Origin of the sequence: Melittangium boletus DSM 14713 (genome assembly GCF_002305855.1) — a bacterium.
Lineage (GTDB): Bacteria > Myxococcota > Myxococcia > Myxococcales > Myxococcaceae > Cystobacter > Cystobacter boletus.
The window spans coordinates 8,422,749-8,445,317 of record NZ_CP022163.1 but is presented as its reverse complement, the minus strand read 5'-3'; the positions used below and the strand labels follow the sequence as shown (position 1 = coordinate 8,445,317).

The window sequence follows — 22,569 nt, the reverse complement described above, 5'->3', positions numbered from 1 at the left end:
CTTCCTGACTGCGACTGCGTCTGTCCCGAGAACCGGCGGCCCGCGAAGGCCGCCAGTCGGGTCCTGCTACTTCGATCCGCCCGACTGCGGCGCGGGAGCCGCCGGAGGAGCCGACGCCTCCGGAACACTGGCGGCCGACCCCTCACCGGGAGCCTCGCCGGGCTTCTTACCATTCCCCTGCGCGGGCTTGCCCGCCGCCTCGGCCTTTTCCGCCGCCAATGCCTGCTGCCGGGCCAGATCGCGCGCCCGCTGGGCCACCTTCGGATTCGGGGCGATGATCATGAACATCTGCCGCCCTTCCATCCGGGGCATCTGCTCCACCACCGCCACGTCCTTCAAGTCCTTGATGACGTCATCCAGGATGGCCGAGCCCAGTTCCTTGTGCGTGATCTCACGGCCACGGAACATGATGGTGACCTTGGCCTTGTTCCCCTCCTCGAGGAAGCGGCGCACGTTGCGGACCTTGAACTCGTAGTCATGCTCCTCCGTCTTCGGACGGAGCTTGACCTCCTTCAAATGGACGACGACCTGCTTCTTCTTCGCTTCCGAGGCCCGCTTCTTCTCCTCGTACTTGAACTTGCCGTAGTCCATGATCTTGCAGACCGGCGGCTTGGCCATGGGGTTGACCTCGACGAGGTCCATCCCCTCGGACTGAGCACGTTCCAGTGCCGCTTCGATCGACAGGACGCCGAGCTGCTCACCTGCGGGTCCTACGACGCGGACCTCGCGAGCGCGGATACGGCGGTTCGTTCTTTGGTCGCGAGCGATGTGTAAGCCCTCCAGCTAGTGGGAGTAGGTACCCCCCTCGGAAGGGGGGCAAGATACTTGCCAGACTCCGGGAGTCAAGGGCCGTCAGCGATCCAAGGCCCCCCGGTGAAACATCACGGCCAGGCGGCGTCCTTCTGGAGGATCGCCTCGAAGGCCTCCAACTTCATGCTCTTGAGGTCCTCGCCGCCGTAGCGACGGGGAGCCACCCCGCCCGCCTCCACCTCGTTGTCTCCAATGACGAGGGTGAAGGGCACCTTCTGAATCTGGGCGTCACGAATCTTAGCGTTGAGCGTGAGCCCTCGCTCGTCCAGTTCCACCCGGTAGCCCTTGGCGCGCAGTTGGTCGCGCACCTGGCGGGCGTAGTCCAGCTGGCGGTCCGCCACCGTGACGAGCGTCGCCTGCACGGGAGCCAGCCAGGCCGGGAACGCCCCCGCGAAGTGCTCGATCAGGATGGCGATGAAGCGCTCGAACGAGCCGTAGATGGCGCGGTGCAGCACGACCGGCCGGTGCTCGGCGTTGTCCTCGCCCACATAGGTGAGGTCGAAGCGCTCGGGCGCCAGGTAGTCGAGCTGGATGGTCCCCAGCTGCCACTTGCGGCCGATGCTGTCGGACACGTCGAAGTCGATCTTCGGGCCGTAGAAGGCGCCATCCCCCGGCTTGAGCTCGTACTGCAGGCCCATGCTCTCCAGGGCGGTCTTGAGGCCCCCTTCCGCGCGGTCCCACAGCGAGTCATCGCCGAGCCGCTTCTCCGGCCGGGTGGACAGCTTCACCGAATAGCTCAGGCCCACGGCCTTGTAGACGCGGTCCAGGAGCTGCACGAAGCGCTTCACCTCGTCGGGGATCTGGTCCTCGCGGCAGTAGATGTGGGCGTCGTCCTGGGCGAACTGGCGCACGCGCGTCAGGCCACCGAGCGAGCCTGCGGCCTCGTTGCGGTGCAGGATGTCCTGGGTGTGCAGGCGCAGGGGCAGGTCGCGGTAGCTGTGCTTCTTGAAGCCGTAGTACAGGTGGTGGCTCGGGCAGTTCATCGGCTTGAGCGAGAAGTCGTGCTCGCCGCTCTCGCTGTCCAGCACGAGGAACATGTTCTCCTTGTACTTGCCCCAGTGTCCACTCGTCTCCCACAGCCCCTTGTTGTAGAGCAGCGGGGTCTTGATCTCCACGTAGCCGCTGTCCGCCGTCAGCATGCGCATGAAGGCCGACAGGGTGTTGTAGAAGGTCGTCCCCTTGGGGGTCCAGAAGGCCGCGCCAGGCGAGTACGGGTGGAAGTGGAAGAGATCCAGCTCCTTGCCCAGCTTGCGGTGGTCGCGCTTGCGCGCCTCCTCCATGCGGGTCAGGTACTCCTGGAGCGCCTTCTTGTCGAAGAAGGCCGTGCCGTAGATGCGCTGGAGCATCGGGTTGCGATGATCTCCGCGCCAATAGGCACCGCTCGTGGACAGCAGCTTGATGGCGCCGATCTTCCCGGTGCTCGGCGCGTGGGGCCCCAGGCAGAAATCCACCCAGTCCCCATGGGTGTAGAGCGTGAGCGTCTTGGCGCCCTTGGCCGCGATGTCCTTGACGATCTCGACCTTGAACTTCTCGCCCTTGCCCTCGAAGAGCTGGATGGCCTCGTCCATCGAGACCTCGCTGCGCACGAAGGGCTGGTTCTGGGCGATCTCCTTGTTGGCTTCCGCCTCGATCTTCTCCAGATCCTCGGGCGTGAAGGGCCGGTCGCGGAAGAAGTCGTAATAGAAGCCCTCCTCCGTGGACGGACCGATCGTCACCTGGGTGCCCGGATAGAGCCGCTGCACCACCGAGGCCACCACGTGCGCGGCGTCGTGGCGGATGAGATCCAACCCCTCGGGGCTCTTGGAGGTGAAGATCTGCAGCTTCGCGTCCGCCTCGAGCTTGCGCGAGAGATCCATGTCCTCGCCGTTCACCCGCGCGAAGAGGGCCGCCTTGGCCAGACCCGCTCCAATGCCCTCGCGCACGAAGTCCGCGATGGACGTGCCCCGGGCCGCCTGCTTCTGGCTGCCATCCGGGAGCGTCACCGTGATTTGATCCGACATGCGAGACCTCGGAAAAGAACACGGGCGGCAGGCTGATCAGCCTGCCGCCCGCGCGTTGAAACCCGGTACATCGAGTGGGTCGTAGTGGGATCGAACCACTGACCCCTACCGTGTCAAGGTAGTGCTCTACCGCTGAGCTAACGACCCGTGCGCCTCGGGACTCGTCGTCGCGAAGGCGGGCGGGGAATTACAGGGCGCTGCCGCGACTGTCAAGCAAACAGCGACCCCCGTGCGCACTCTTCCCGAGGTTCCGCCAACACCACCCGGACCCGGGCCGTGACCGCGTCGAACATGGCTGGCGTCAACCGGCCCGTCTGGGTGTTCTGCTGGCTCACGTGGTAGCTGCCCAGGAGCACCGGAACTCCGGGAAGGCGCAGCTCGGCGCCGTGCCCGAAGGCCGGCCGGGGCGAGGGAATGGCCACTCCCGTTCGCTGCATCCAGGCGAGCGACGCGTTCCAGGCGATGGCCCCCAGCGCCAGGATGACCCGGACGGGCAACAGGGCAAGCTCCCGGTCGAAGAAGGGCGCGCACCGGGCCAGTTCCTCGGGCAGGGGCTTGTTGTCGGGAGGAGCGCACCGGCAGGGCGCGGAGATGAAGGCGTCCGTCAGCACGAGCCCATCCTCCCGGTGGTCGCTCCGGGGCTGGTTGGAGAAGCCCGCCCGGTGCAACCCCGCCAGCAGGAATTCCCCCGAGCGGTCTCCCGTGAAATAGCGGCCCGTGCGATTCGCCCCATGGGCCGCGGGTGCCAATCCCACGATGACCAGACCCGCCCGGGGGTCTCCGAAACCGGGAACCGCCCTCCCCCAGTACGTCCAGTCCCGATAGGCCCGGCGCTTGTCGCGGGCGATCCGCTCGCGCCACTCCACCAGGCGGGGACACGCCCGGCAGGCGGTGATCTCCTCATGGAGGGGTCCTACCCCCTCGGAATCGCGTCTCTGGGTCTGGATCGTCGACACGCCCCATGCCTAGCGCGGCGCCCGGAGCGACCGCCAGAACCCCCCGCCCGGTGGGCCGGAGCGCCTCCCAGGACTCAGGCGCCAGGCTTCTCGCCCGTGTAGAGGGGCATCCGCTGATAGCGCTCCACCACCACGCGCAGCACCACCTTGAGGATGGCCGTCGAGGGCACCGCGAGCAGAATGCCGGTGAAGCCGAACAACTCGCCAAAGGCCAGGATGGCGATGATGACGGACACCGAGGACAAACCCACCTTGTCCCCCACGACGCGCGGGGTGATGAAGAAGCCCTCGGCCATCTGCCCCACCAGGAACGTGCCCGCCACCACCGCGAGCTGCCACGCCCCCTGCCAGGACAACATCACCCCCAGCAGCGCCAGCACCACGCCCACCCCCGTGCCCAGATAGGGCACCGTATTGCCAAAACCCGCGATGACCCCGATGACGATGGCCATGTCGATGCGGGCGAAGCTCAAGCCCATGCTGTAGAGCACCGACAGGATGGCGCCCACCGTGAGCTGCCCCCGCACGAAGGCGGACAACACGTCGTCCACCTCCGCGAAGCGCCGGCCAACCAGCCCCACCGCCCGGCGCGGCACCAGGCCCCGCACGAGCGCCACCAGCTGCGGGTAGTCCTGCAGGAAGAAGAAGGCCAGCACGGGCACCACCAGCAGTCCCAACAGCGTGGCCACGAAACGCGCCGTGTTGCCCGCGAAGCTCGCCACCAGCCGCGCCGCCGTGGGCCCCGCGCTCTGCAACAACTCCGAGGCCCTCCCCCCCAGTTCCGTCATGCGATGGCGCAACAACTCCGGCAGGGGACGGCCCAGCAGCGCCTCCGCCTGCGGAATCACCTGCCCACTCGCCCTCACGAAGAAATCCGGCAGCTTGGCCGCCTCGTCCCGAAAGACGGGAACGAGGTACAGCACCGCTCCGGCCAGGAACAGCGTGCACCCGGCGAACACCGCGCTCGTCCCCCAGGCGCGATGCAATCCCCGCCGCTCCAACGCCGTGACGAACGGGTTGAGGACATAGGCCCCCGCCAGCGCCAGCAACACCGGCACCGCCACCCCACCAAAGACCGAGAGCAGTGAGAACACCAGTCCGAGCGCCCCCACCATCACCGCCGACCAGATGAAGTCCACCCGCCGGGCCTCGACCTCCTCCAGGTGCTCCTCGGGCTCGCTCCTGACCACCCGCAGGGCCGCTTCCGGAGCCGCCTGCGTCCCGGACACCTTCACCGCCTGCGCCTTGCCTCGCTTGTTACGTCCGATGACCGCTCTCCTCTCCATGCCGCCGCCCGGGCCAGGACCCGAACGGCTCCGAGGCTACACCGGAAGCGGCTTCCCCACTCAGGGGGCGCCGTCACGCTCCGGCGTCACCGAGCGCAGCCGGATGTTCAACACCGCCCGGGCGTTGCTGGGCTCGTAATAGGTGACGTACGGCCAGTAGCCATCCTTCTTCACGTCGATCTGGTGCAGCCCCTCCCCCACGCTCAACCCGCGTGGAGCCCCCGCGAAGTCGGTGCAGACCCCCTGCACCACGCCGTCCAGGTACACCTCCGCGTCCGAGGGCTCGCACCGCAACACCAGGTTGCCCACGCGAGAACCCCCGCGCAGCAGCTCCCGCGCCCGATCCGCCGCCGGGGACTCCACCCGCTCGGGGCCCGTGGCACACCCGAGCACGAGCCCCACCATGCTCGCAACCGCCCGCCGCATCATCCCCACCCCTCTCCTATTGAATGAGAATCGCCACATGGCCCTCGGCCAGCAGGCGCGGATTCAACCCCGCGAGCGCCTTCACCGCGTCCGCTCCGAGTCGCAAATCCGAGCCCTCCAGCCGCGCCGCCTCGATCACCAGCGGCCGGGCGCCCACCCGCGACGAGGCCCGTGCCTCCTCGAGTTTCTGGAAGAATCCCGCCACGCCCAGCCCCTTGCGCGCCTCCACGTCCAGCGAGGCGGGGCCATGGAGCGGCTGTCCCGAGGTGTCATCCACCAACCGGGGCGCCAGCATCGGCGTCATACCCAGCTTGCGCGCGTCCACCACCACTCCGGTGTGCTTCTCCGCGCCCGCCTCGAGCTTGTCCCCGCCGGGCTGCTTCTCCTCCCGAGCCACCGCCCCCACGGGCGTCACGAGCACCGCGGTGAGCGCCCCCAGGGGGAATTCCACGTCCAGGCGCACGCCTCCATCCGAGTAATAGCGCGTCCGGACCACCTGGTAGCCCTTCAGGACTTCCTCGACCTGACGACGCGTTTCCTCTCGCGCCATCTCCTCGCCCACGGTCCGGCCCGCGCTCAGCGGCAGACCCTTCACCTGCTCGCGCAGATCCGCCAGGGCGTTCTCCCGGGCCGAGCGCTCCGCGCCCAGCCGCGCCTGGGAGGCATTGGCCGCCTTCACATCCGGGGGGCCATCGCCCGTCACCCGGAGGACCTGCCGCCCCCAATCCACGTGCCCATCCCGCGCGAGCACCGACAGCGGCACCATCCACACGAGCACGCACAGCGCCCGCGACACACGACTCCTCCACGCGCTCCGTCCCATGAAGGAATTCAATCGGCGCCCTTCCACCCGGTCAAGGTGGACCCGCCGGGCCGCCCCAAAAGGGAGCGTGCTCAGTGACCCCGCGCGCCGCGTGCCACGTACGTGTCGATCATCTGCCGGTGCCGCTCCGTGAGCAGCGTGAAGCGCACGCCCGAGCGCTCATGTTGACGCGGACTCGCCTCCACCCACTCGCGCACCACCTCGCCCTCGGCGTAGATGACCTCCTCGGAGCCGGGCAACTGGAACTGCAATCCCACCCGCCGCGCGTCCTGCTCGGGCTCGATGAGCCGCCCCAGGCTCACGCCCTCCTGGCTGATATCGGCCGCGTGCGCCATGTACGGCACCCCATCCATGTACTTGTTCACGTAGATGTCGAGGGGTACCCGCGCGTTCTTCCGCTTGTCGCTCATCGTCACACCTTGGTGGAGGCCTCACTGCTACAGGCCGCTTCCGCCCTGCAGCAGTCCCTCGCGAGGGTAGGAGCATCCGGACAGGCCGCAAGAAAACGACCAGCGGGAATACACGGACGCGCCTATCCTTCCCGCCGCCATCAGAAAGGTGGAATCACATGCGAATGGGAGTACTGGCAGCAGCACTCATCGGCCTCACCGCGCAGCAGGCCCTGGCGCAGCAGGCAGCCGCCCCGGGCACGGCCGCGGCCTCGCTCAAGACCGAGGACGAGAAGACGGTCTACGCGCTCGGCTTGTCGATTGGCCGCAGCATCAAGATCTTCGAGCTGTCTCCGGCCGAGGTGGAACTCGTCAAGAAGGGCATGACGGACTCGTTGACCAACGCCAAGCCCGCGGTCGAGCTGGACAAGTACGGGCCCAAGCTGCAGGACCTCGCCAAGGGCCGCCAGGAGAAGGCCGGCCAGAAGTTCCTGGAGGACGCCGCCAAGGAGAAGGGCGCCGTGAAGTTGCCCTCGGGCGTCATCTATAAGGAGCTCAAGGCGGGCACCGGCCCGAGCCCCAAGGCGAGCGACACCGTCAAGGTGAACTACCGCGGCTCGCTCACCAGCGGCATCGAGTTCGACAGCTCCTACAAGCGCGGCGAGCCGGCCGAGTTCCCCCTCAACGGCGTCATCAGCTGCTGGACCGAGGGCGTGCAGAAGATGAAGGTCGGAGGGAAGGCCCAGCTCGTGTGTCCCTCCAAGGCCGCCTACGGCGAGTCGGGCTCGCCTCCCACCATCCCGCCCAACTCCACCCTGGTGTTCGAGGTGGAACTGCTGAGCATCGGGGGTCAGGGCGCGGACGTGCCTCGCGCCGAGCCCAAGAAGTAATCACGCTCCGGGAAAGAGCCAGCCGGAGGGACCTCTCCCTCCGGCCCAGTGATTCGAAGGCGCGCAATCACAGGCACAGACCTGGTCCAAATACAGGTACGAGTGTCGTTTTCCATCCTAGACAGAAGGCTTGACGATTATCAAGGATTCCGGGTAAGTCGGTTTTTCACCGATACTCGGTTATCAAGGCTTGAGTGCTCGTTTACGCCGTGATGTCAAAGGAGTTGTACCCATGACGATGACGCGCCGCGACTTCATCCATCTCTCGGGTCTGGCCGCATTGGGACTGGCACTGCCAGACACCAGCGAGGCCCAGACCCCCACCGCCGCCCCCACGGAACTCTTCTTCTACGTGGGCACCTACACCTCGGGGGGCAGCGAGGGCATCTACCTGGGCCGATTGGACATGGCGACCGGCGCCCTGCAACGGGTGGGTGTCACCAAGGGCGTGGCCGAGCCCTCATTCCTCGCGCTGGAGCCCAAGGGCCGCTACCTCTACGCCGTCAATGAGTTGTCGACGTTCCAAGGCAAACCCAGTGGTGCCGTGAGCGCCTTTTCCATCAACCCCCAGACCCGGGCGTTGACGCTCATCAACCAGCAACCCTCGCGGGGTGGCGCGCCCTGCCACCTGCAGGTGGATGCGACCGGGGCATTCGTGCTGGTGGCCAACTACTCCGGTGGAAACGTCGCCGTCCTCCCGATTCAAGCAGGTGGAGGGTTGGGCGCCGCCGTCGACGTGAAACAATTCCAGGGCTCGGGGCAGAGCGTCCCCCATGCCCACCAGGCCCAGTTGGATGCCGACAATCAGTATGCCTTCGTGCCAGACCTTGGCACGGACAAGGTCATGAGCTTCCGGTTCGACAGCGCGCTGGGCAAGCTCACCGCGGGCAATCCGGCTTTCGTGTCGACCTTGCCGGGCGCGGGGCCTCGCCATCTGGCCTTCCACCCCAATGGCCGCTTCGCGTATGTGATCAATGAGTTGAACTCCACGATCAACACCTACGCGTATGACAAGGCAACGGGCAAGCTCACGGAGTTGCAGCGCGTGTCCGCCCTGCCCGACGGTTTCACCGGGCAAAGCTACTGCGCGGAGGTCCGAGTCAGCCCGGATGGGCGGTTCCTGTATGGCTCCAACCGCGGCCATGAAAGCATCGTCGTGTTCTCCATCGGCTCCAGCGGAACGCTGACCTACGTGCAGCATGTCTTCTCTCGCATCCAGTGGCCGCGGGACTTCATCATCGATCCGACTGGCACGTTCCTGCTGGTGGCCAACCAGAAGGGCAACACCGTCGTCGCGTTCCGGCGCGACACGCAGACCGGAAAACTGACGCAAGTGGGTCAACCCCTGGGCATTCCCGCTCCGACGAGCATCCTGGTGATTCCGCCCCCCGCCTGAGTTCCAAGAGCCGGAGGCCACCAACGCTGTTGGCACCTCCCACTTTTTCTGTTTTCAATCCGGCCATGAACGAAAAGAACGTGACTCGTCGCGATTTTCTATTCCTGGCCGGAGTAGGCACGATGGGACTGGCCCTCGGCTGCAACGGCGACTCCCCGCCGGAAACCATCCCTCGCCCATCGGAACTCTGGCTCTACGTGGGGACCTATACCTCCGGCGACAGCGAGGGCATCTACCTTTGCAAGCTGGACATGGAGACTGGTGCCCTCGAGCGGGTGGGCGTCACCCGGGACGTGGTGGAGCCGTCCTATCTGGCATTGGATCCCAAGGGCCAATACCTCTACGCCGTCAATGAATTGACAGACTTCGGGGGCCAGCCCAGTGGCGCGGTGAGCGCCTTCTCCATCAATCCCCAGAGCCGCGAGCTGACCTTCATCAATCAACAGCCCTCCCAGGGCGGCGCGCCTTGCTTCCTGGAAGTGGACTCGAAGGGCGCCTTCCTCCTGGTCGCCAATTACGTCGGCGGGAATGTCGCCGTCCTGCCGATCCAGGCGGGCGGTGGGTTGGGCGCCGCCGTCGAGCTGAAGCAGCACGTGGGCTCGGGGCCCCACCCCAACCAAACCGAACCTCATGCTCACCAGGCCCGGTTGGACGCCGCCAATCGCCATGCGCTCGTGTCCGACCTGGGGACGGACCAGATCATGATCTACCGGTTCGATGGCGAGCGGGGAACGCTCACCCCGGGCTCGCCGCCCTCGTTCTCCAGCAAGCCGGGAGCGGGACCGCGCCATCTGGCCTTCCACCCCAATGGCCGCTTCGTCTTCAGCATCAACGAGTTGAACTCCACCCTCACCGCCCTCGCCTATGACTCCGAGCGCGGCGTGTTGACGGAGCTGCAGACCCTTTCGACCCTGCCCGCCGGCTTCACTGGGGAAAGCTATTGCGCGGACATCCACGTCAGCCCCGACGGCGGGTTCTTGTATGGCTCCAATCGCGGCCATGACAGCATCGTCGTGTTCTCCATCGCTTCAGACGGGACGCTGACCTACGTGGAGCATGTGTCCACGCTCATCAACTGGCCGCGCAACTTCGCCATCGATCCGACGGGGAGCTACCTGCTGGTGGCCAACCAGAAGGGCAACACCGTCGTCACCTTCCAACGCGATGCACGGACCGGCAAGCTGGCCCCGGCTGGCCAGCCCCTGGAGATCCCCACGCCCACGTGTCTGGTGTTCGCGCCGTACTCGGTCTGATCCCAGCCGCGCTCAACGCCGCCAGACCGCCACGGAGGCCCGTGCGAAGTCAGCGAAGGAACGCGCGGGCCTCCCCGTCACCAGCTCGACGGCGGAGGTCGTGCGATCCTCCGCACCCCGCTCGATGGCCTCGTCCATGCCCGCGAGCAACGAGGCGTAGTCATGCGCCATTCCCCGAGCCATCAGCCGCTCCGTGAGGGCTTGTCGCGACAGGCTGACATGACGGATGGGACGGCCGAGCACCGCGCCGATGGCTTCGGCCGCCTCTCCGTAGCTCAGCGCGCGAGGCCCGGTGAGCAGGTGCGCGGCATCATGGGACGGGTCATCGACCAACGCCCGGACTCCCACCTCCGCGATGTCATCGGCGTCGATGAAGGGCACGCGTCCCTCGCCGGTCGCCGAGTAGAGGACTCCCTCGTCACGGATCGAATCCCGGTGCGCCCCCTCGGTGAAGTTCTGCATGAACCACGAGGGCCGGAGGACCGCCCACTCAGGCGCGCGCTCGCGCAGCAGTTGGTGCACGCGCCCCATCGCCGGGCCTCCCTCGGGCAGGGACGAGGCGCTGAGCAGGACGAAGCGGCGTACTCCCGATTCCATCGCGCGCTCGATGAAGGCGGACATGAGGGGATAGGGCTCGGAGACCAGGACCGGGGCCACGAGGTAGATCCGCTCGACTCCCTCCAGGGCACTGGCATGGCTCGCCGGATCGTTCCAGTCGAAACGCACGCCGGGGACTCCCTCGGGAGCGGCACCCGAGCGGCTGGCGACCCGGACATCCCGGCCCAGTTCCCGCAGCCTCCGCACGATGCGGCCACCGGTCTTGCCCGTCCCTCCCGTGACGAGAATTCCCCGCCCGCTCATCGCCCAGCCTCCTGAGGCACTCCGGATTTCGTCCTGCTGGTGGCGCTGCGTCATCGGCGACCTCTCATGAACGATGGAACGCAACCGTTCCGTCGCTTGAAAATAGAAGCGTGGACGATGGAACGCAACCGTTTCGTCGTAGGGTACGTGACATGCCCGAGAGACCCGTTCGCATGCCAAAGCGCAAGGCCGCCGGAGCGGCGGTCCTCCAACCGGACGTCACCCGCTCCATCACCCGCGCCCTGTTCCGGGAGTGGGCGAAGTCTGGCTACGCGGCGCTGACCATCGAGGCGGTGGCGAAGCGCGCGGGCGTGGGCAAGGCGGCCATCTACCGCCGCTGGCCTTCCAAGCTGGAGATGGTGTCCAGCCTGCTCACGGAGGTGGGGGTCGAGTTGCTGGAAGTCCCCGACACGGGCTCGCTGCGCGGAGACATCGCCGCCTTACTGGAGGGCACCCTGACGCTCCTGCGCCGGCCGCTCGTCACGCGCATCCTGCCGGACCTCCACGCGGAGATGCGGCGCACGCCCGAGCTCGCCTCGACCGTGCGCTCGCGAGTCCAACGAGAACGGCGCGCCAAGGGCCAGGCCCTGCTGCGCCGGGCCATGGACCGGGGAGAGTTGTCACCGGCGATCGACATCGATCTCGCGCTCGATCTGATGGGCGCGCTCGTCTACTGGCGCATGATCGTGACCGGGCAACCCCTCTCCTCGGACTATGTCGAGCGACTCACCTCCCTGACGTTGGGAGGCCTGCGCGGCCTGTCGGAGTGAGTCCGCGGGGTCAGTGCGTGAGCGCGGCCTCCGTGGCGCGCAGCAGCGGCTCGGCGCTCACGGGCGCGCCCGTCGCCTTCGTCATCCATACATCCGGCGTCAACGCGCCCTGGCTCGCCATCCGCTCGAATTCCTTGCCCAGGTGACCGGACTTCTGGAGGTGTTCCTCGATCTGGAAGGCGATCAGGTGTCCCAGCGGGTAGTCCGCCAGGTACAGGGGATAGGAGATCATGTGGCTGTAGATGCCGAGCAGCGGCGTCCCCTTCCCTCCCAACACCGGTGCGTAGTAGCGGTCCCACGTCTCCTGGGAGATGCGCACCACCGCCTCCCTCAGCTGCGCGGGCGTGGCCTCCGGATGCTCATACATCCAATGCCAGACCGCCACGTCCACCAGCGCCACTCCGGCGATCTCCCAGGTCTGCCAGAAGTCGTTGAGCACCCGCTCCCGCTCGCTCGCGGCGTCGGGCTTCGCCTGTCCCAGCAACTCCAAGTCCCTCGCCTGGAAGACGAAGGCGAGCGCCTCGGTGAAGGCGTTGTTGGGCACGCCCGCGAGCAGGGTGTGGTCCACCTCGTAGAGCGAGAACACCTGCTCCACGTTGTGACCCATCTCGTGTACCGCGATGTTGTAGCCCTTGTAATCCATGCCGCCCGGACCCACGCGCGTGCGCAGCCGGGGGAAGTCGCCTCTGCGCATCGCCTGCATGGCGTGCCCCGCCCCGCGCGCGGGATCCACCCGGATGTGGTCCGCGAGGAAGGCCGCCTTCTCCTTCGAGAACCCCAGCGCCTGGAGCATGCGGGGCATGTCGCGGGCGAAGGCCTCCGCGCTCGGGTAGCGCTGGCGCGTGAGCGCGTCCAGTTCCGCCTCGGGACGCGAGCCGCTCGCCTTGAAGCCCGCGTACCACAAGTCTTGCGGCTCCAAGGGGCGTCCCAGCCGTTGCTCGATGAGCCGCGCCACCCGGGGCACCAAGGGTGACGTGAGCACCTGCTCCAGCAACGCCTTCACCCGCGTCTCGGGCAACTCGCGTCCCAGTTCGAAGCTCCGGGCGATGGCCGTGGGCGCCACCGGCACATAGGGATCCTCCCGCCGCGCCGCCTGGAATTGCGCCAGCAGCTTCGCATAGCGCACGTCGTCCTCGCGCGCGCCGTCCGTCGCCACCGGGCGCTGGGGCGCGTCCGCTTCCACCTCCTCCTCGGGAGCCGGGCGCACCGTGTTGGTGAAGGGATCCCAATCCACGCGGGGATTGTCGATGACCGCCGCGGGGATCGTCTGCGTGACGATGCGCTCCATCACCTGGACGATCATCCGCTGCTTCGCCACGCCCTCCTTGTCCGCGTAGCGAGACTTGAGTTCGTCCCGCAGGTTCCAATGGCTGATGAGCCGCATGCCCTTGGGAAAGAGCCGGTGTCCCGCCGCGTCCACCAGGTGGTGCATCCAGAGGTTGTACTCGGCGATGTACAGGTCCGCGTCCGAGCTCGCGCGCGCCTCGGCCTGCTTCACCTCGGCGGGCACCCGGCGGCTGAAGCGGCCGGTGAGCCGGGCTTCCGCCCATTGAGCGCGGGTGAAACCCGGGCCCCGCTCCATCCGCTCGGCCAGCGTGGTGAGCGGGAAGTTGAGCAGCGCCACGAAACCCACCTTCGCGCGGAAGAGATCCTCGGTGACATGTGCGCTCGGATCGTACGCGGCCAGCAGCGGATCCACGGGCAGCAAGGGCCCGAGATCCAGATCCGTGGGACGCCGCAGCTCCCGGCTCACCTCGTTCAAGTGCCCATCGAGCTGCTCCAGGGCCTGTTCCAACCGGGCCAGGGTGGCGTCGAGCCGGGCGGGATCGGACACGAAATGCTCGGTCACGAACGCCGCCAGGTCGCCATCCTCCTCGCGCCACAGCGCGGCCACCTGGGCCACGCCCCGATGGATGCGCGCGCGTTGGGCCTCGCCATGACGGGCGACGAGGCTGTCCTCGAGGGCGGGAGAAGGCACGGTCCGCGACATGGAAGAGCGCTCCGGCGAGGGCGAAGGGGAGGAAACCACCGGGGACGAACTCGTCGCGCACCCCCATGAAGCGAGAAGGGCGAGCGCGCACGCACGAGACGGGCGGAACATGGATTTCTTCGGCTGGGACGGCACGGGCATGAACTCCGGACGAGAAAAAAGGGCCCGATCCCACCGGACCGGACCCTTTGATTGGAACAACGCGGCGAAGAGGGCTGATTACGTCGCGCGGACGTTCTGAGCCTGCAGACCCTTGGGGCCGCGAGTCACTTCGAACTCCACCTTCTGGCCTTCCTGCAGGGTACGGAAGCCGTCCATGTTGATGGCCGAGTGATGGCAGAACACGTCCTCGCCACCACCATCCTGCGTGATGAACCCGAAGCCCTTCGCATCGTTGAACCACTTCACGGTACCAGTCGCCATTTGCTCTCTTCTTCCTTCAACACCAGCGCGGATCATCCGCCGCCCTGGTCTCAGCCAGAAATAGCCCAGCCAAGCGAGCGGCGATGTTAAGCGGCACCGTGAACGGTGTCCATCGGGGGCATTACCACCCGCACTTCTGTCCCTTGTTCTGCGTCTGCAACCAGGCACGCAAGGGAGTGAAATATTCCAGGATGGCCGAAGCATCCATCTGACGCTCCCCGGTGAGGGCCTCGAGTGCATCTGGCCAAGGCTTGCTCGCGCCCAACTCCAACATGGCCTGGAGCCGCTTGCCGGCGTCCTTGTTGCCGTAGATGGAGCACTCGTGGAGCGGGCCCTTGTGGCCAGCGGCCTGGCACAGCGCGCGGTGGAACTGGAATTGGAGGATGCGCGCCAGGAAGTAGCGCGTGTAGGGCACGTTGGCGGGGACGTGGTACTTGGCGCCCGCGTCGAAGTCCTTCTCCGAGCGCTCCACCGGCGCGCGCACGCCCTGGTACTTCTCGCGCAGCGCCCACCAGGAGGCGTTGTAGTCCGCCGGCTTCACCCGCCCGGAGAGCACTTCCCAGCGCCACTGGTCCACGAGCAGACCGAAGGGCAGGAAGGCCACCTTCTCCATGGCGTCCTTCATCTGCAGATTGATGAGGCCCTTGTCGCCCTCGGGCACCTTCTTGAGCAGGCCCACCTGCTTGAGATAGCTCGGGGTGATGGACAGGGTGATGGCGTCGCCGATGGCCTCGTGAAAGCCATCATTCGCCCCCTGCTGGTAGAGCACCGGAAGCTTGTAATAGTAGGTGTAGTAGTAGTCGTGGCCCAGCTCGTGGTGGATGGTGACCAGATCCTCCTCGGTGGGCTTGATGCACATCTTCACGCGCAGATCGTTGTCGTAGGTGATGTCCCAGGCGCTCGCATGGCACACCACCTCGCGGTCGCGCGGCTTGGTGAACTGGGAGCGCTGCCAGAACGTCTCCGGCAGGGCCTTGAGACCCAACGAGGTGAAGAACCCCTCGCCCAGCTTGACCATGCGGACCGCGTCATACTTCTGTGATTGGATCTCCGCGCTCACGTCCAGGCTGGGCTGGCCCTGATAGGGCTCCACCAGATTGGAGATGTTGTTCCATTCCTGGGCCCACATGTTGCCAAGCAGGTGCGCGGGAATGGGCTTGCCCGCGGGCACCTTGTCCTCGCCATACTGTTTGGCCAGCCGGGCGCGCACATAGCAGTGCAGGTCGTCATAGAGCGGCTTGACCTGCCCCCACAGCCGCTGGGCTTCCTTCTCGAAGGCCTCGGGCGGCATGTCATAGCCCGAGCGCCAGAGCGCACCCGTGTCCTGGAAGCCAATCTCCCGGGCGCCCTCGTTGGACAGCTCCACCATGCGCTCGTAGAGCGGACGCATGGGCGGGGAGATGGAGTGCCAGCCCATCCACGCGTCGAGCAGCGTGTTGTAGTCGCGGCTCTTGGCCATGATGTCGGACAGCTCGCCCAGGTCCTTGCAGGCGCCCTTGCCCTCCGGGCCGCAGTACTTGCCCTTGCCGTAGAGACCCTCGAGCTTGGCGGCGATGGCCGCCAGCTCCGCGCGCTTGTCGGGCGAGTTCGGCGCGGGAAGCGGTGACGTCACCCGCAGCAGGTGCAGCATGCGCGCGGAGTCCGCGTCGAGCCCCTGGACGTCCTTGAAGCGCGCCGCCTCGGTGATGGCCCGGTTGAGGTAGGCCATCACCTCCTCGTTGACGCTGGCCGCGTTCCGCTCCGTGTCATCGGTGATGTAGGTGGCCTTGATCCACTCGGCCGTGGCCTGCCTCGTCCACAACTGCTTGAGCTCGTCATTCACACGGGAGGTGAACTGGCGCGCGTCCGCGGCGGTGAGCGGAGCCTGGGCGGCCTTGGGCGCCGCGGCGCTCGGCGCCTCGGGAGACGGGTTGGCGGCGGGGGCCGAGGTCGCGCAGCCGGAAGAGGCCGCGAGGAGCGGCACGGCCGCGAGGGCCGCGCGCAGGAAGCGGGGAACGAAGGGAGTGTGTTTCATGGCGGGGTATCACCGTAGTGGATGTGGACCGGGATGGGGTAAGTAAAGACCCGTGATGTCGCCGCGTCTCCGTTTCCTCCAAGTGCTGCCACTGGCCGCGCTCGCCGCATGTGGCCCGAGTTCTCCGGACGACGGCGAGTGCGCGAACTACGACTTCCCCCTCTCGCCGCCGCCCGCGAGCGCACGGCACCTCACCTGCTCCAGCTCCGCGTGTGGCGATGGCCTGAACCCGCCCACCAGCGGCGACCACTGTGGCGACACACTGCGTTGCCGGGTGCACGACACCGAGCCCAACCGGTGCGTGTGGTTGCACAACCTGGAGCACGGCCACGCCGTCTTCCTCTACAACTGTCCCGACGGGTGCCCCGACATCGTGGCCACGTTGGAAGGCCTCCAGCGCGAGGCCAGGATCGGGAGCAATGGCGTGGCGCGCGCGCTCGTCGCCCCGGACTCGCGCATTCCCACGCGGGTGGCCGCGCTGCTCTGGCGCCGCTCCTGGAGCGCGGACTCGCCCGACCCCACCGCCCTGCGCTGCCTGTTGCGGCTGCAGGATCTCGAGGCTCCCGAAGCCCACCTCACCTGCCTCCCGTGAAGCCCTCTCCTTCTTCCGAACGCATCCGCGCCGTGGACTGGCTGCGCGGGTTGAGCGTGCTGGTGATGATCCAGTGCCACGCCCTGGTGCTGTTGCGCCCGGAGCTGCGCCAGAGCACGACGACGAAGCAACTGCTGCGCGTCGATGGGCTCGTGGCCCCGGCGTTCCTCTTCTCCGCGGGCTTCGCGCTCGCGCTGCTGCTGGTGCGCGGCGCGAGCCAGGGCTCACGCGGAGCCCGGTTCGGGCGCAACCTGCGCCGCATCGCCCAGGTGCTCGGCGTGGCCACGCTCGTCAATTGGATGTGGTTTCCCCTCTTCCGCGAGCCCCGGTGGCTGGTGCGCATGGACATCCTGCATTGCGTGGGCGTGTCCCTGCTGCTCGCCCTGCCCGTCGCCACGCTCCTGGCCTCACGACCCCGGGTGCTTCGGGGCACGGCGCTCACGCTCGCGCTCACCACCTTCTTCCTGTCGCCCCTGGGCGAGGCCGTGAACGGGCCCTGGGCGACCGTGCTCAACAAGTCCACGGGGGCCGTGTTTCCGCTCCTGCCGTGGCTGGGCTTCACCTGGCTGGGCACATACGCGGGGGCCGTGGCGGCGGAGGGGGGACGCGCCGGACTCGTGAGGGCGCTGCTCTTCCTCATCGGACTCGGGTGCGCCGGATGGCTGGCGGCGAATCCCCTGAACGGCCTCTATCCCGAGCACCACTTCTTCGTCACCAATCCCTCCAACGCGGCCGAACGGTGGATGTGGGTCTGCATCGGGTTGCTCGCGCTGGTGGCGCTGGAGACGCGCGTCGCGCCCGGCGGAGCGCCCTCGAGGGCACGCCGCTTCCTGGAGACGTTCGGCTCGTCCTCCCTGTCCGCGTACGTCTTCCACCTGGGACTGCTGTACTTCAACGTCCTGGGGTTCAGCTTCCAGGTGGCCTGGGGCAATCGCAGTGGATGGGGCCAGTACACCCTGCTGACGGTGGCGCTCATCGCGCTGACCTACGGGCTGTGCCGGGGGCTGGATCTCCTCCCGGACGCCTCGCGCCGGGGGATGCGGTGGCTCTCCCGAATCGTCCGCGTCGACACCGGCGAAAAAATCGCGGACCCCCGGTAGATCGGATTCGCCCCTGGTGCGTTTCGAAGGTCCATTCCACAACGGACCTCCCTGGAGCGCACCTTGTCCTCATCCAAGTCGAACCGCCTGGCCCGCTGGAGCGGCGCCGCCCTCGCCCTGAGCCTCGTCTCCGGATGCAGCACGTCTCCCAAGCCCACCTCCGGGAGCCCCCAGGACGCCAGTGAGTCCCTCCCACCGGTGAGCCGACCCCGGCAGGAGGAGCCGCCCGCCACGCAACAGCCCTCCGAGCCCCAGTCCGAGCCAAGCACTACGCCCTCCGCGCCTCCGCCCCCGCCCTCCCGCTCGGCGCTGGCACAGCCCAAACCTGCCCCGGCGCCCATCGCCGCCAAGTCGCTCACCCGCGCTCCGGCGGAAGCGAAGGCCATGGAGTACGAGGCGCCGTCCAAGGATGACGCTGTCGCGGGAGTCGAGGAGGAGGTTGTCGGCGGCGCTCCCGCGGTCGGCAGGGCCATGCCCGCCAAGAAAAAGGAGGCCCTGGCGCCTCCGGCGGAGCCCCCCACGCAGGGCAACCGCTTCACCGAGCACACCCCCAATGCCTTCACGGAGACCGCCGCGGATCGCTTCTCCACCTTCGCGGTGGACGTGGACACGGCGTCGTACACGGTAGCTCGCCGCTACCTGAACCAGAATGCCCTGCCCCCGCGTCCCGCGGTGCGGGTGGAGGAGTTCGTCAACTACTTCAAGTACCGCTACACCCCTCCCGAACGAGGCGCGTTCGGCGTGCACCTGGAGGGAGCACCCTCGCCCTTCGACGCGAACCGCCACTTCGTGCGCGTGGGCATCCAGGGCAAGGTCGTCTCGCGCTCACAGCGCAAGCCCGCGCACCTGGTCTTCCTGGTGGACACCAGCGGCTCCATGAACCAGCAGGACAAGCTGCCCCTGGCCAAGGAGGCGATGAAGCTCGCGGTGAAGAACCTCAACGAGAACGACACCGTGGCGCTCGTCACCTACGCGGGCGGCACGCGCGAGGTGCTCACGCCCACGCCCGCCACGAACCTGGAGCGCATCTACAAGGCCATCGACTCGCTGGAGTCCGGGGGCGGCACCGCCATGGGCTCGGGCATGGAGCTGGCCTACAAGCACGCGGTGAAGAAGGCCTCGGGCAGCGTGGTGTCGCGCGTGGTGGTGCTCACGGACGGAGACGCCAACATCGGCCAGAACCTCTCCGCGGACGACATGCTCAACAGCATCCAGGGCCACGTGAAGGAGGGCGTCACGCTGTCGGCCATCGGCTTCGGCATGGGCAACTACCGGGATGACCTGATGGAGAAGCTGGCCGACAAGGGCAACGGCAATTGCTTCTACATCGACAGCTACAAGGAGGCGAAGAAGGTCTTCGAGCAGCAGCTCACCGGCACCCTGGAGGTCATCGCCAAGGACGTGAAGGTGCAGGTGGAGTTCGACCCGAAGGTGGTGCGCCGCTACCGGTTGGTGGGCTACGAGAACCGGGACATCGCCGACAAGGACTTCCGCGATGACAAGGTGGACGCCGGAGAGATTGGCGCGGGCCACAGCGTCACCGCGCTCTACGAGGTGGAGTTGACGGACGCCAAGGCGGCGCTGGGCACGGTGCGCATCCGCGCCAAGACGCCCACGGGCACCGAGGCCGCCGAGCAGGCCTTCCCCCTCGAGCCGAGCCAGATGCGCGCCTCGCTCGACGCGGCCTCGTCCGACTTCCGCTTCGCCCTGGCGGTGGCGGCCACCGCGGACGTGCTGCGCGGCGGCGCGAGCGCCCAGAAGTGGAACCTGTCCACGGTCCAGAAGCTCGCGGAGGGGGCCACCGACGGGCAGGCCGACCGGGTGGAATTCACCCAGCTCCTCGCGCGCGCCCGGAGTCTGCTGGGCAGCAGCGCGACTCGCTGAATCCGGGCCCCGCATCACGACCACTTCCAACCAGTGGTAACAGTTTTTTCTGGGGCGGCAGGACAAGCATGGCGGAGGTGATTTGTCTCCAACACTGCTATGGAAGGCGCCACCCCACGGAAATCCACCAACTGGAGAGCACGGGAGTGTCCGAAGAGGTATCGCGAGGAGCCCTGAACCCGGTTCGTGTCGAGTGGATCGCCGCCGCCTTTGGCCTCCTGACCGGCATCACGATGGTGTACGTGCCCTATGAGTTCGGCACGAGCATCTTCCGGCTCATCTACCCCCACATCCGGTTGTTGGGGACGGTGTTCATGGCGGGCTCGGCGACCATGCTCGTCGCCCTGCTCTATCCAACCTGGCCCGCGTGGGTGGGATGGATTGGACGCACGTTGTTCCTGGGAGCGCTCGCCGTGTACTGGTGGGGCGTCACGGTGTTGGCCGGAGGCATCACCGGCGCGCTCGTCTATCCCTTGATGGTGACGGCACTCATCGCCGAGGCCCTGCCGCGCTGGCACACCCGGGGCTTCTTCTCAGAATTCCTGCTGACCACGGCGTTGGCGTTCGGCGGGTTCATCGTGATGGACCCCATCCTGCTCGGACCGAGCTTCTATGATGTCTACCAGCCCGTGGCACGGCTCATGGGCGTGCTCTTCCTCGTGGGGGGAGGCCTGCTGGCGGTGGGACAGGTGCGGCGCGAAGCGAAGCTCTCGCGCCTCGCCGTGGGATTCCTGGCCGCCCTGTTCGGGCAGATGGGCCTCGTGGCGGGATGGCGTGGGTCGTGGACGGGCCTGGTGCTCTACAGCGTCATCACGTTGGGATGCGGCTTCCTGCTGTTCCGGCGCCAATGGGAGACATCCACCGTGGGGTGGCGGCTGTTTCGTGGAGTGGCGCTCGCCTCGGTGTTGCCCATCCTCGCGGTGGGCGGACTGGCATCGGTGGTCGCGCAGCGGGCCATCGAGCGGGAATTGAGGGACAAGGCGCGGCAGGCCGTGGCGGCCGAGGTCGCCTGGTTGGAACAGACCGCGTCCATGGCCCGCTTCGTGTTGCGGACCCAGACCCGAGACCCCCTCCTGCAATCCGTGCTCACCCGGGGGGACAAACCGGCGCTCCGCTCCCGGTTGACCCTGCTGCGCTCCCAACCCGGCCCGTTCGACGCGGCCTGGGTGCTCGATGACACGGGCCAGTCCGTGCTGTCCACCGAGGCTGGCGGCGTCGTGGGCGACTTCTCTCATCGAGACTACTTCCAGGAAGGACGCAGGGAGGACCAGGTCTACCTGTCGCGCCCGTTCCTCAACGTCAGGAAGACGCCCATGGTCGTCTTCGCCTCTCCGGTGAAGCTGGAAGAAGGGCGTCAGGTCCTCCTGGTGGCGGGCATGTCGCTCGTGCGCATGAGCCGGGAGCCGACGCTCGCCTCGCTCAACTACCACGTGGAGATCTTCGACCGCCGCAATGGCGAGCTGCTGCGCGAAACCAACCGGGGGGACATGCTCTCCCGAGCGCCCATCCTCTCCATCGTCGACGACTCCATCCTGTCCCTCGCCGAGGGTTTCACCGAGGCGGTCGACCCGGGGGGAGGACGGCTGCTCGTGGCACATGCCCCGGTTCAGGACACGCCGTGGACCGTCGCGGTGACCGCGCCCCTGAGACAGGCCTTCGCACCCGTGACGCGGCTGAGTGCCCTGGTGGTGTTCATCGCGCTCACCGCGGGAGCCGTCGCGCTCCTGCTCTCGCGCTGGGTGGGACGGGACGTGGCCCAACGCCTGACGGCGCTCCGGGACGGCTTCGCGGTGCTCGGAACCCGGACGCTCGACCGGGGTGTCCCCGCCCAGGGGGATGACGAACTGGCGGAGCTCGCCGCGGGCTTCAACGAGATGGCGGCCCGCATCGAGCGCACCCAGAAGGAGCTGCGCGAGGCCATCACCAGCCGGGATCAATTCCTGTCCATGGCCAGCCATGAGCTGCGCACGCCGCTCACCCCGCTCAAGGCCACCATCGAGCTGATGCTGCGCCAGTCCCAACCCCCCCAAGGAGTGTCCCCCGAGAAGCAGCGCTCCACGCTGGAGCGGCTGCGGCGCCAGGTGGACCGGCTCACCCGGCTCATCGGAGACATGCTGGATGTGTCCCGGATGCAATCCGGACGCTTCTCGCTGCGCCGGGCGACCATGGACCTGAGCGCCCTGGCACGCGAGGTCGTCGACCGCATCGAGCATGCCCGGAGTGAACGCACCGCCCCCATCCGCCTGGAGTTGCCCGAGCAACCCCTGCTCGGGCAGTGGGATGATCAGCGTCTGGATCAACTCCTGACCAACCTCGTCGAGAACGCGGTGCGTTACTCGCCTCCCGACAAGCCCATTCACGTGCGCTTGCGCCCCGAGGGAGATGGCGTGCTCATGGAGGTGGAGGATCAAGGCATCGGCGTTCCCAGCGAGAATCTGTCCAACCTGTTCGAGCCGTTCTTCCGGGCCCAGAACGCCGCCGAGCACCACGCGGGGGGCCTGGGGCTGGGCCTGGCCATCTGCCGGGAGATCGTCGAGCGCCATGAGGGCACCATCCGCGCGGCGAGCGCCGGCCCTGGACAAGGCACCCGCTTCTCCGTCCTCCTGCCCCGGGGTGAGCCAGACGCCTCCTGAGTGGCACCCACGCACACCGGACAGGGGCTCGGGGGGGAATGGATTCCCTGGTGAAGGGCGGTGTCCTTGGAGT

Annotated in this window: 19 protein-coding genes and 1 tRNA gene; 8 read left to right on the top strand and 12 right to left on the bottom strand. The window is 67.5% G+C overall.

Annotated features, from left to right (window positions below; genetic code table 11):
- Nucleotides 1-66 precede the first annotated feature (66 nt).
- From infC to MEBOL_RS34955, 8 genes are all read right to left on the bottom strand, one after another.
- A complete protein-coding gene (gene infC, locus MEBOL_RS34990) occupies nt 67-783 on the bottom strand; it encodes a translation initiation factor IF-3 (protein WP_095981480.1) in 717 nt (238 codons plus the stop codon).
- Between the two features lie 98 nt (nt 784-881).
- Entirely contained in the window at nt 882-2,810 is a 1,929-nt protein-coding gene (gene thrS, locus MEBOL_RS34985) for a threonine--tRNA ligase (protein WP_095981479.1), read from the bottom strand.
- 75 nt (nt 2,811-2,885) lie between these two features.
- Nucleotides 2,886-2,957 (bottom strand) — tRNA-Val (locus MEBOL_RS34980).
- Between the two features lie 62 nt (nt 2,958-3,019).
- Complete coding sequence (locus tag MEBOL_RS34975) at nt 3,020-3,766, bottom strand: uracil-DNA glycosylase (protein ID WP_281256611.1); 747 nt, start codon at nt 3,764-3,766, stop codon at nt 3,020-3,022.
- Between the two features lie 74 nt (nt 3,767-3,840).
- Nucleotides 3,841-5,052 (bottom strand): AI-2E family transporter, encoded by a 1,212-nt coding sequence (locus MEBOL_RS34970; protein WP_095981478.1) that lies wholly within the window; start codon nt 5,050-5,052, stop codon nt 3,841-3,843.
- A gap of 60 nt (nt 5,053-5,112) precedes the next feature.
- The gene (locus MEBOL_RS34965) at nt 5,113-5,481 is read right to left on the bottom strand and encodes a PEGA domain-containing protein (RefSeq protein ID WP_095981477.1); all 369 of its coding nucleotides are present in this window, start codon (nt 5,479-5,481) and stop codon (nt 5,113-5,115) included.
- A gap of 13 nt (nt 5,482-5,494) precedes the next feature.
- Nucleotides 5,495-6,274: a hypothetical protein gene (locus tag MEBOL_RS34960; protein WP_245919132.1), complete on the bottom strand. Its 780-nt coding sequence runs from the start codon at nt 6,272-6,274 to the stop codon at nt 5,495-5,497.
- Between the two features lie 98 nt (nt 6,275-6,372).
- A complete protein-coding gene (locus tag MEBOL_RS34955; protein ID WP_095983193.1) occupies nt 6,373-6,711 on the bottom strand; it encodes a PilZ domain-containing protein in 339 nt (112 codons plus the stop codon).
- A 158-nt stretch (nt 6,712-6,869) separates the two neighbouring features.
- Here MEBOL_RS34955 and MEBOL_RS34950 point away from each other — a divergent pair, with 158 nt between their 5' ends.
- The 3 genes from MEBOL_RS34950 to MEBOL_RS34940 all read left to right on the top strand — a co-directional run bounded on the left by MEBOL_RS34950 (nt 6,870) and on the right by MEBOL_RS34940 (nt 10,229).
- Nucleotides 6,870-7,580: an FKBP-type peptidyl-prolyl cis-trans isomerase gene (locus tag MEBOL_RS34950; protein WP_095981476.1), complete on the top strand. Its 711-nt coding sequence runs from the start codon at nt 6,870-6,872 to the stop codon at nt 7,578-7,580.
- A 232-nt stretch (nt 7,581-7,812) separates the two neighbouring features.
- Nucleotides 7,813-8,976 carry a lactonase family protein gene (locus tag MEBOL_RS34945; RefSeq protein WP_095981475.1) on the top strand — a complete coding sequence of 388 codons (1,164 nt, stop codon included), beginning with the start codon at nt 7,813-7,815 and terminating at the stop codon, nt 8,974-8,976.
- Between the two features lie 122 nt (nt 8,977-9,098).
- On the top strand, nt 9,099-10,229 hold the full coding sequence (locus tag MEBOL_RS34940; protein WP_245919131.1) for a lactonase family protein: 1,131 nt from the start codon (nt 9,099-9,101) through the stop codon (nt 10,227-10,229).
- 12 nt (nt 10,230-10,241) lie between these two features.
- Here MEBOL_RS34940 and MEBOL_RS34935 read toward each other — a convergent pair whose 3' ends face one another.
- Entirely contained in the window at nt 10,242-11,090 is an 849-nt protein-coding gene (locus MEBOL_RS34935; RefSeq protein WP_095983192.1) for an ergot alkaloid biosynthesis protein, read from the bottom strand.
- A 173-nt stretch (nt 11,091-11,263) separates the two neighbouring features.
- Between MEBOL_RS34935 and MEBOL_RS34930 the strand changes: the two genes are divergently transcribed.
- Nucleotides 11,264-11,860, top strand: coding sequence for a TetR/AcrR family transcriptional regulator (locus MEBOL_RS34930; RefSeq protein ID WP_170115652.1), 597 nt, complete (start codon nt 11,264-11,266; stop codon nt 11,858-11,860).
- Nucleotides 11,861-11,870: 10 nt separating this feature from the next.
- Here the strand turns inward: MEBOL_RS34930 and MEBOL_RS34925 are convergent, their stop codons facing one another.
- From MEBOL_RS34925 to MEBOL_RS34915, 3 genes are all read right to left on the bottom strand, one after another.
- Entirely contained in the window at nt 11,871-13,850 is a 1,980-nt protein-coding gene (locus tag MEBOL_RS34925) for a hypothetical protein (RefSeq protein WP_425437578.1), read from the bottom strand.
- A gap of 219 nt (nt 13,851-14,069) precedes the next feature.
- Nucleotides 14,070-14,273, bottom strand: coding sequence for a cold-shock protein (locus tag MEBOL_RS34920; protein WP_095981472.1), 204 nt, complete (start codon nt 14,271-14,273; stop codon nt 14,070-14,072).
- Between the two features lie 121 nt (nt 14,274-14,394).
- Complete coding sequence (locus tag MEBOL_RS34915) at nt 14,395-16,287, bottom strand: M2 family metallopeptidase (RefSeq protein WP_095981471.1); 1,893 nt, start codon at nt 16,285-16,287, stop codon at nt 14,395-14,397.
- A 55-nt stretch (nt 16,288-16,342) separates the two neighbouring features.
- On the opposite strand from MEBOL_RS34915, the gene MEBOL_RS34910 reads away from it, so the two are divergent.
- From MEBOL_RS34910 to MEBOL_RS34895, 4 genes are all read left to right on the top strand, one after another.
- Complete coding sequence (locus MEBOL_RS34910; protein WP_095981470.1) at nt 16,343-16,879, top strand: DUF3105 domain-containing protein; 537 nt, start codon at nt 16,343-16,345, stop codon at nt 16,877-16,879.
- Complete coding sequence (locus tag MEBOL_RS34905; protein ID WP_245919129.1) at nt 16,876-17,979, top strand: heparan-alpha-glucosaminide N-acetyltransferase domain-containing protein; 1,104 nt, start codon at nt 16,876-16,878, stop codon at nt 17,977-17,979. Before MEBOL_RS34910 ends, MEBOL_RS34905 begins: the two co-directional genes overlap by 4 nt.
- A 63-nt stretch (nt 17,980-18,042) precedes the next feature.
- The gene (locus MEBOL_RS34900) at nt 18,043-19,863 is read left to right on the top strand and encodes a vWA domain-containing protein (protein WP_179956344.1); all 1,821 of its coding nucleotides are present in this window, start codon (nt 18,043-18,045) and stop codon (nt 19,861-19,863) included.
- 146 nt (nt 19,864-20,009) lie between these two features.
- Entirely contained in the window at nt 20,010-22,496 is a 2,487-nt protein-coding gene (locus tag MEBOL_RS34895) for a sensor histidine kinase (protein WP_245919127.1), read from the top strand.
- Nucleotides 22,497-22,569: the final 73 nt, after the last annotated feature.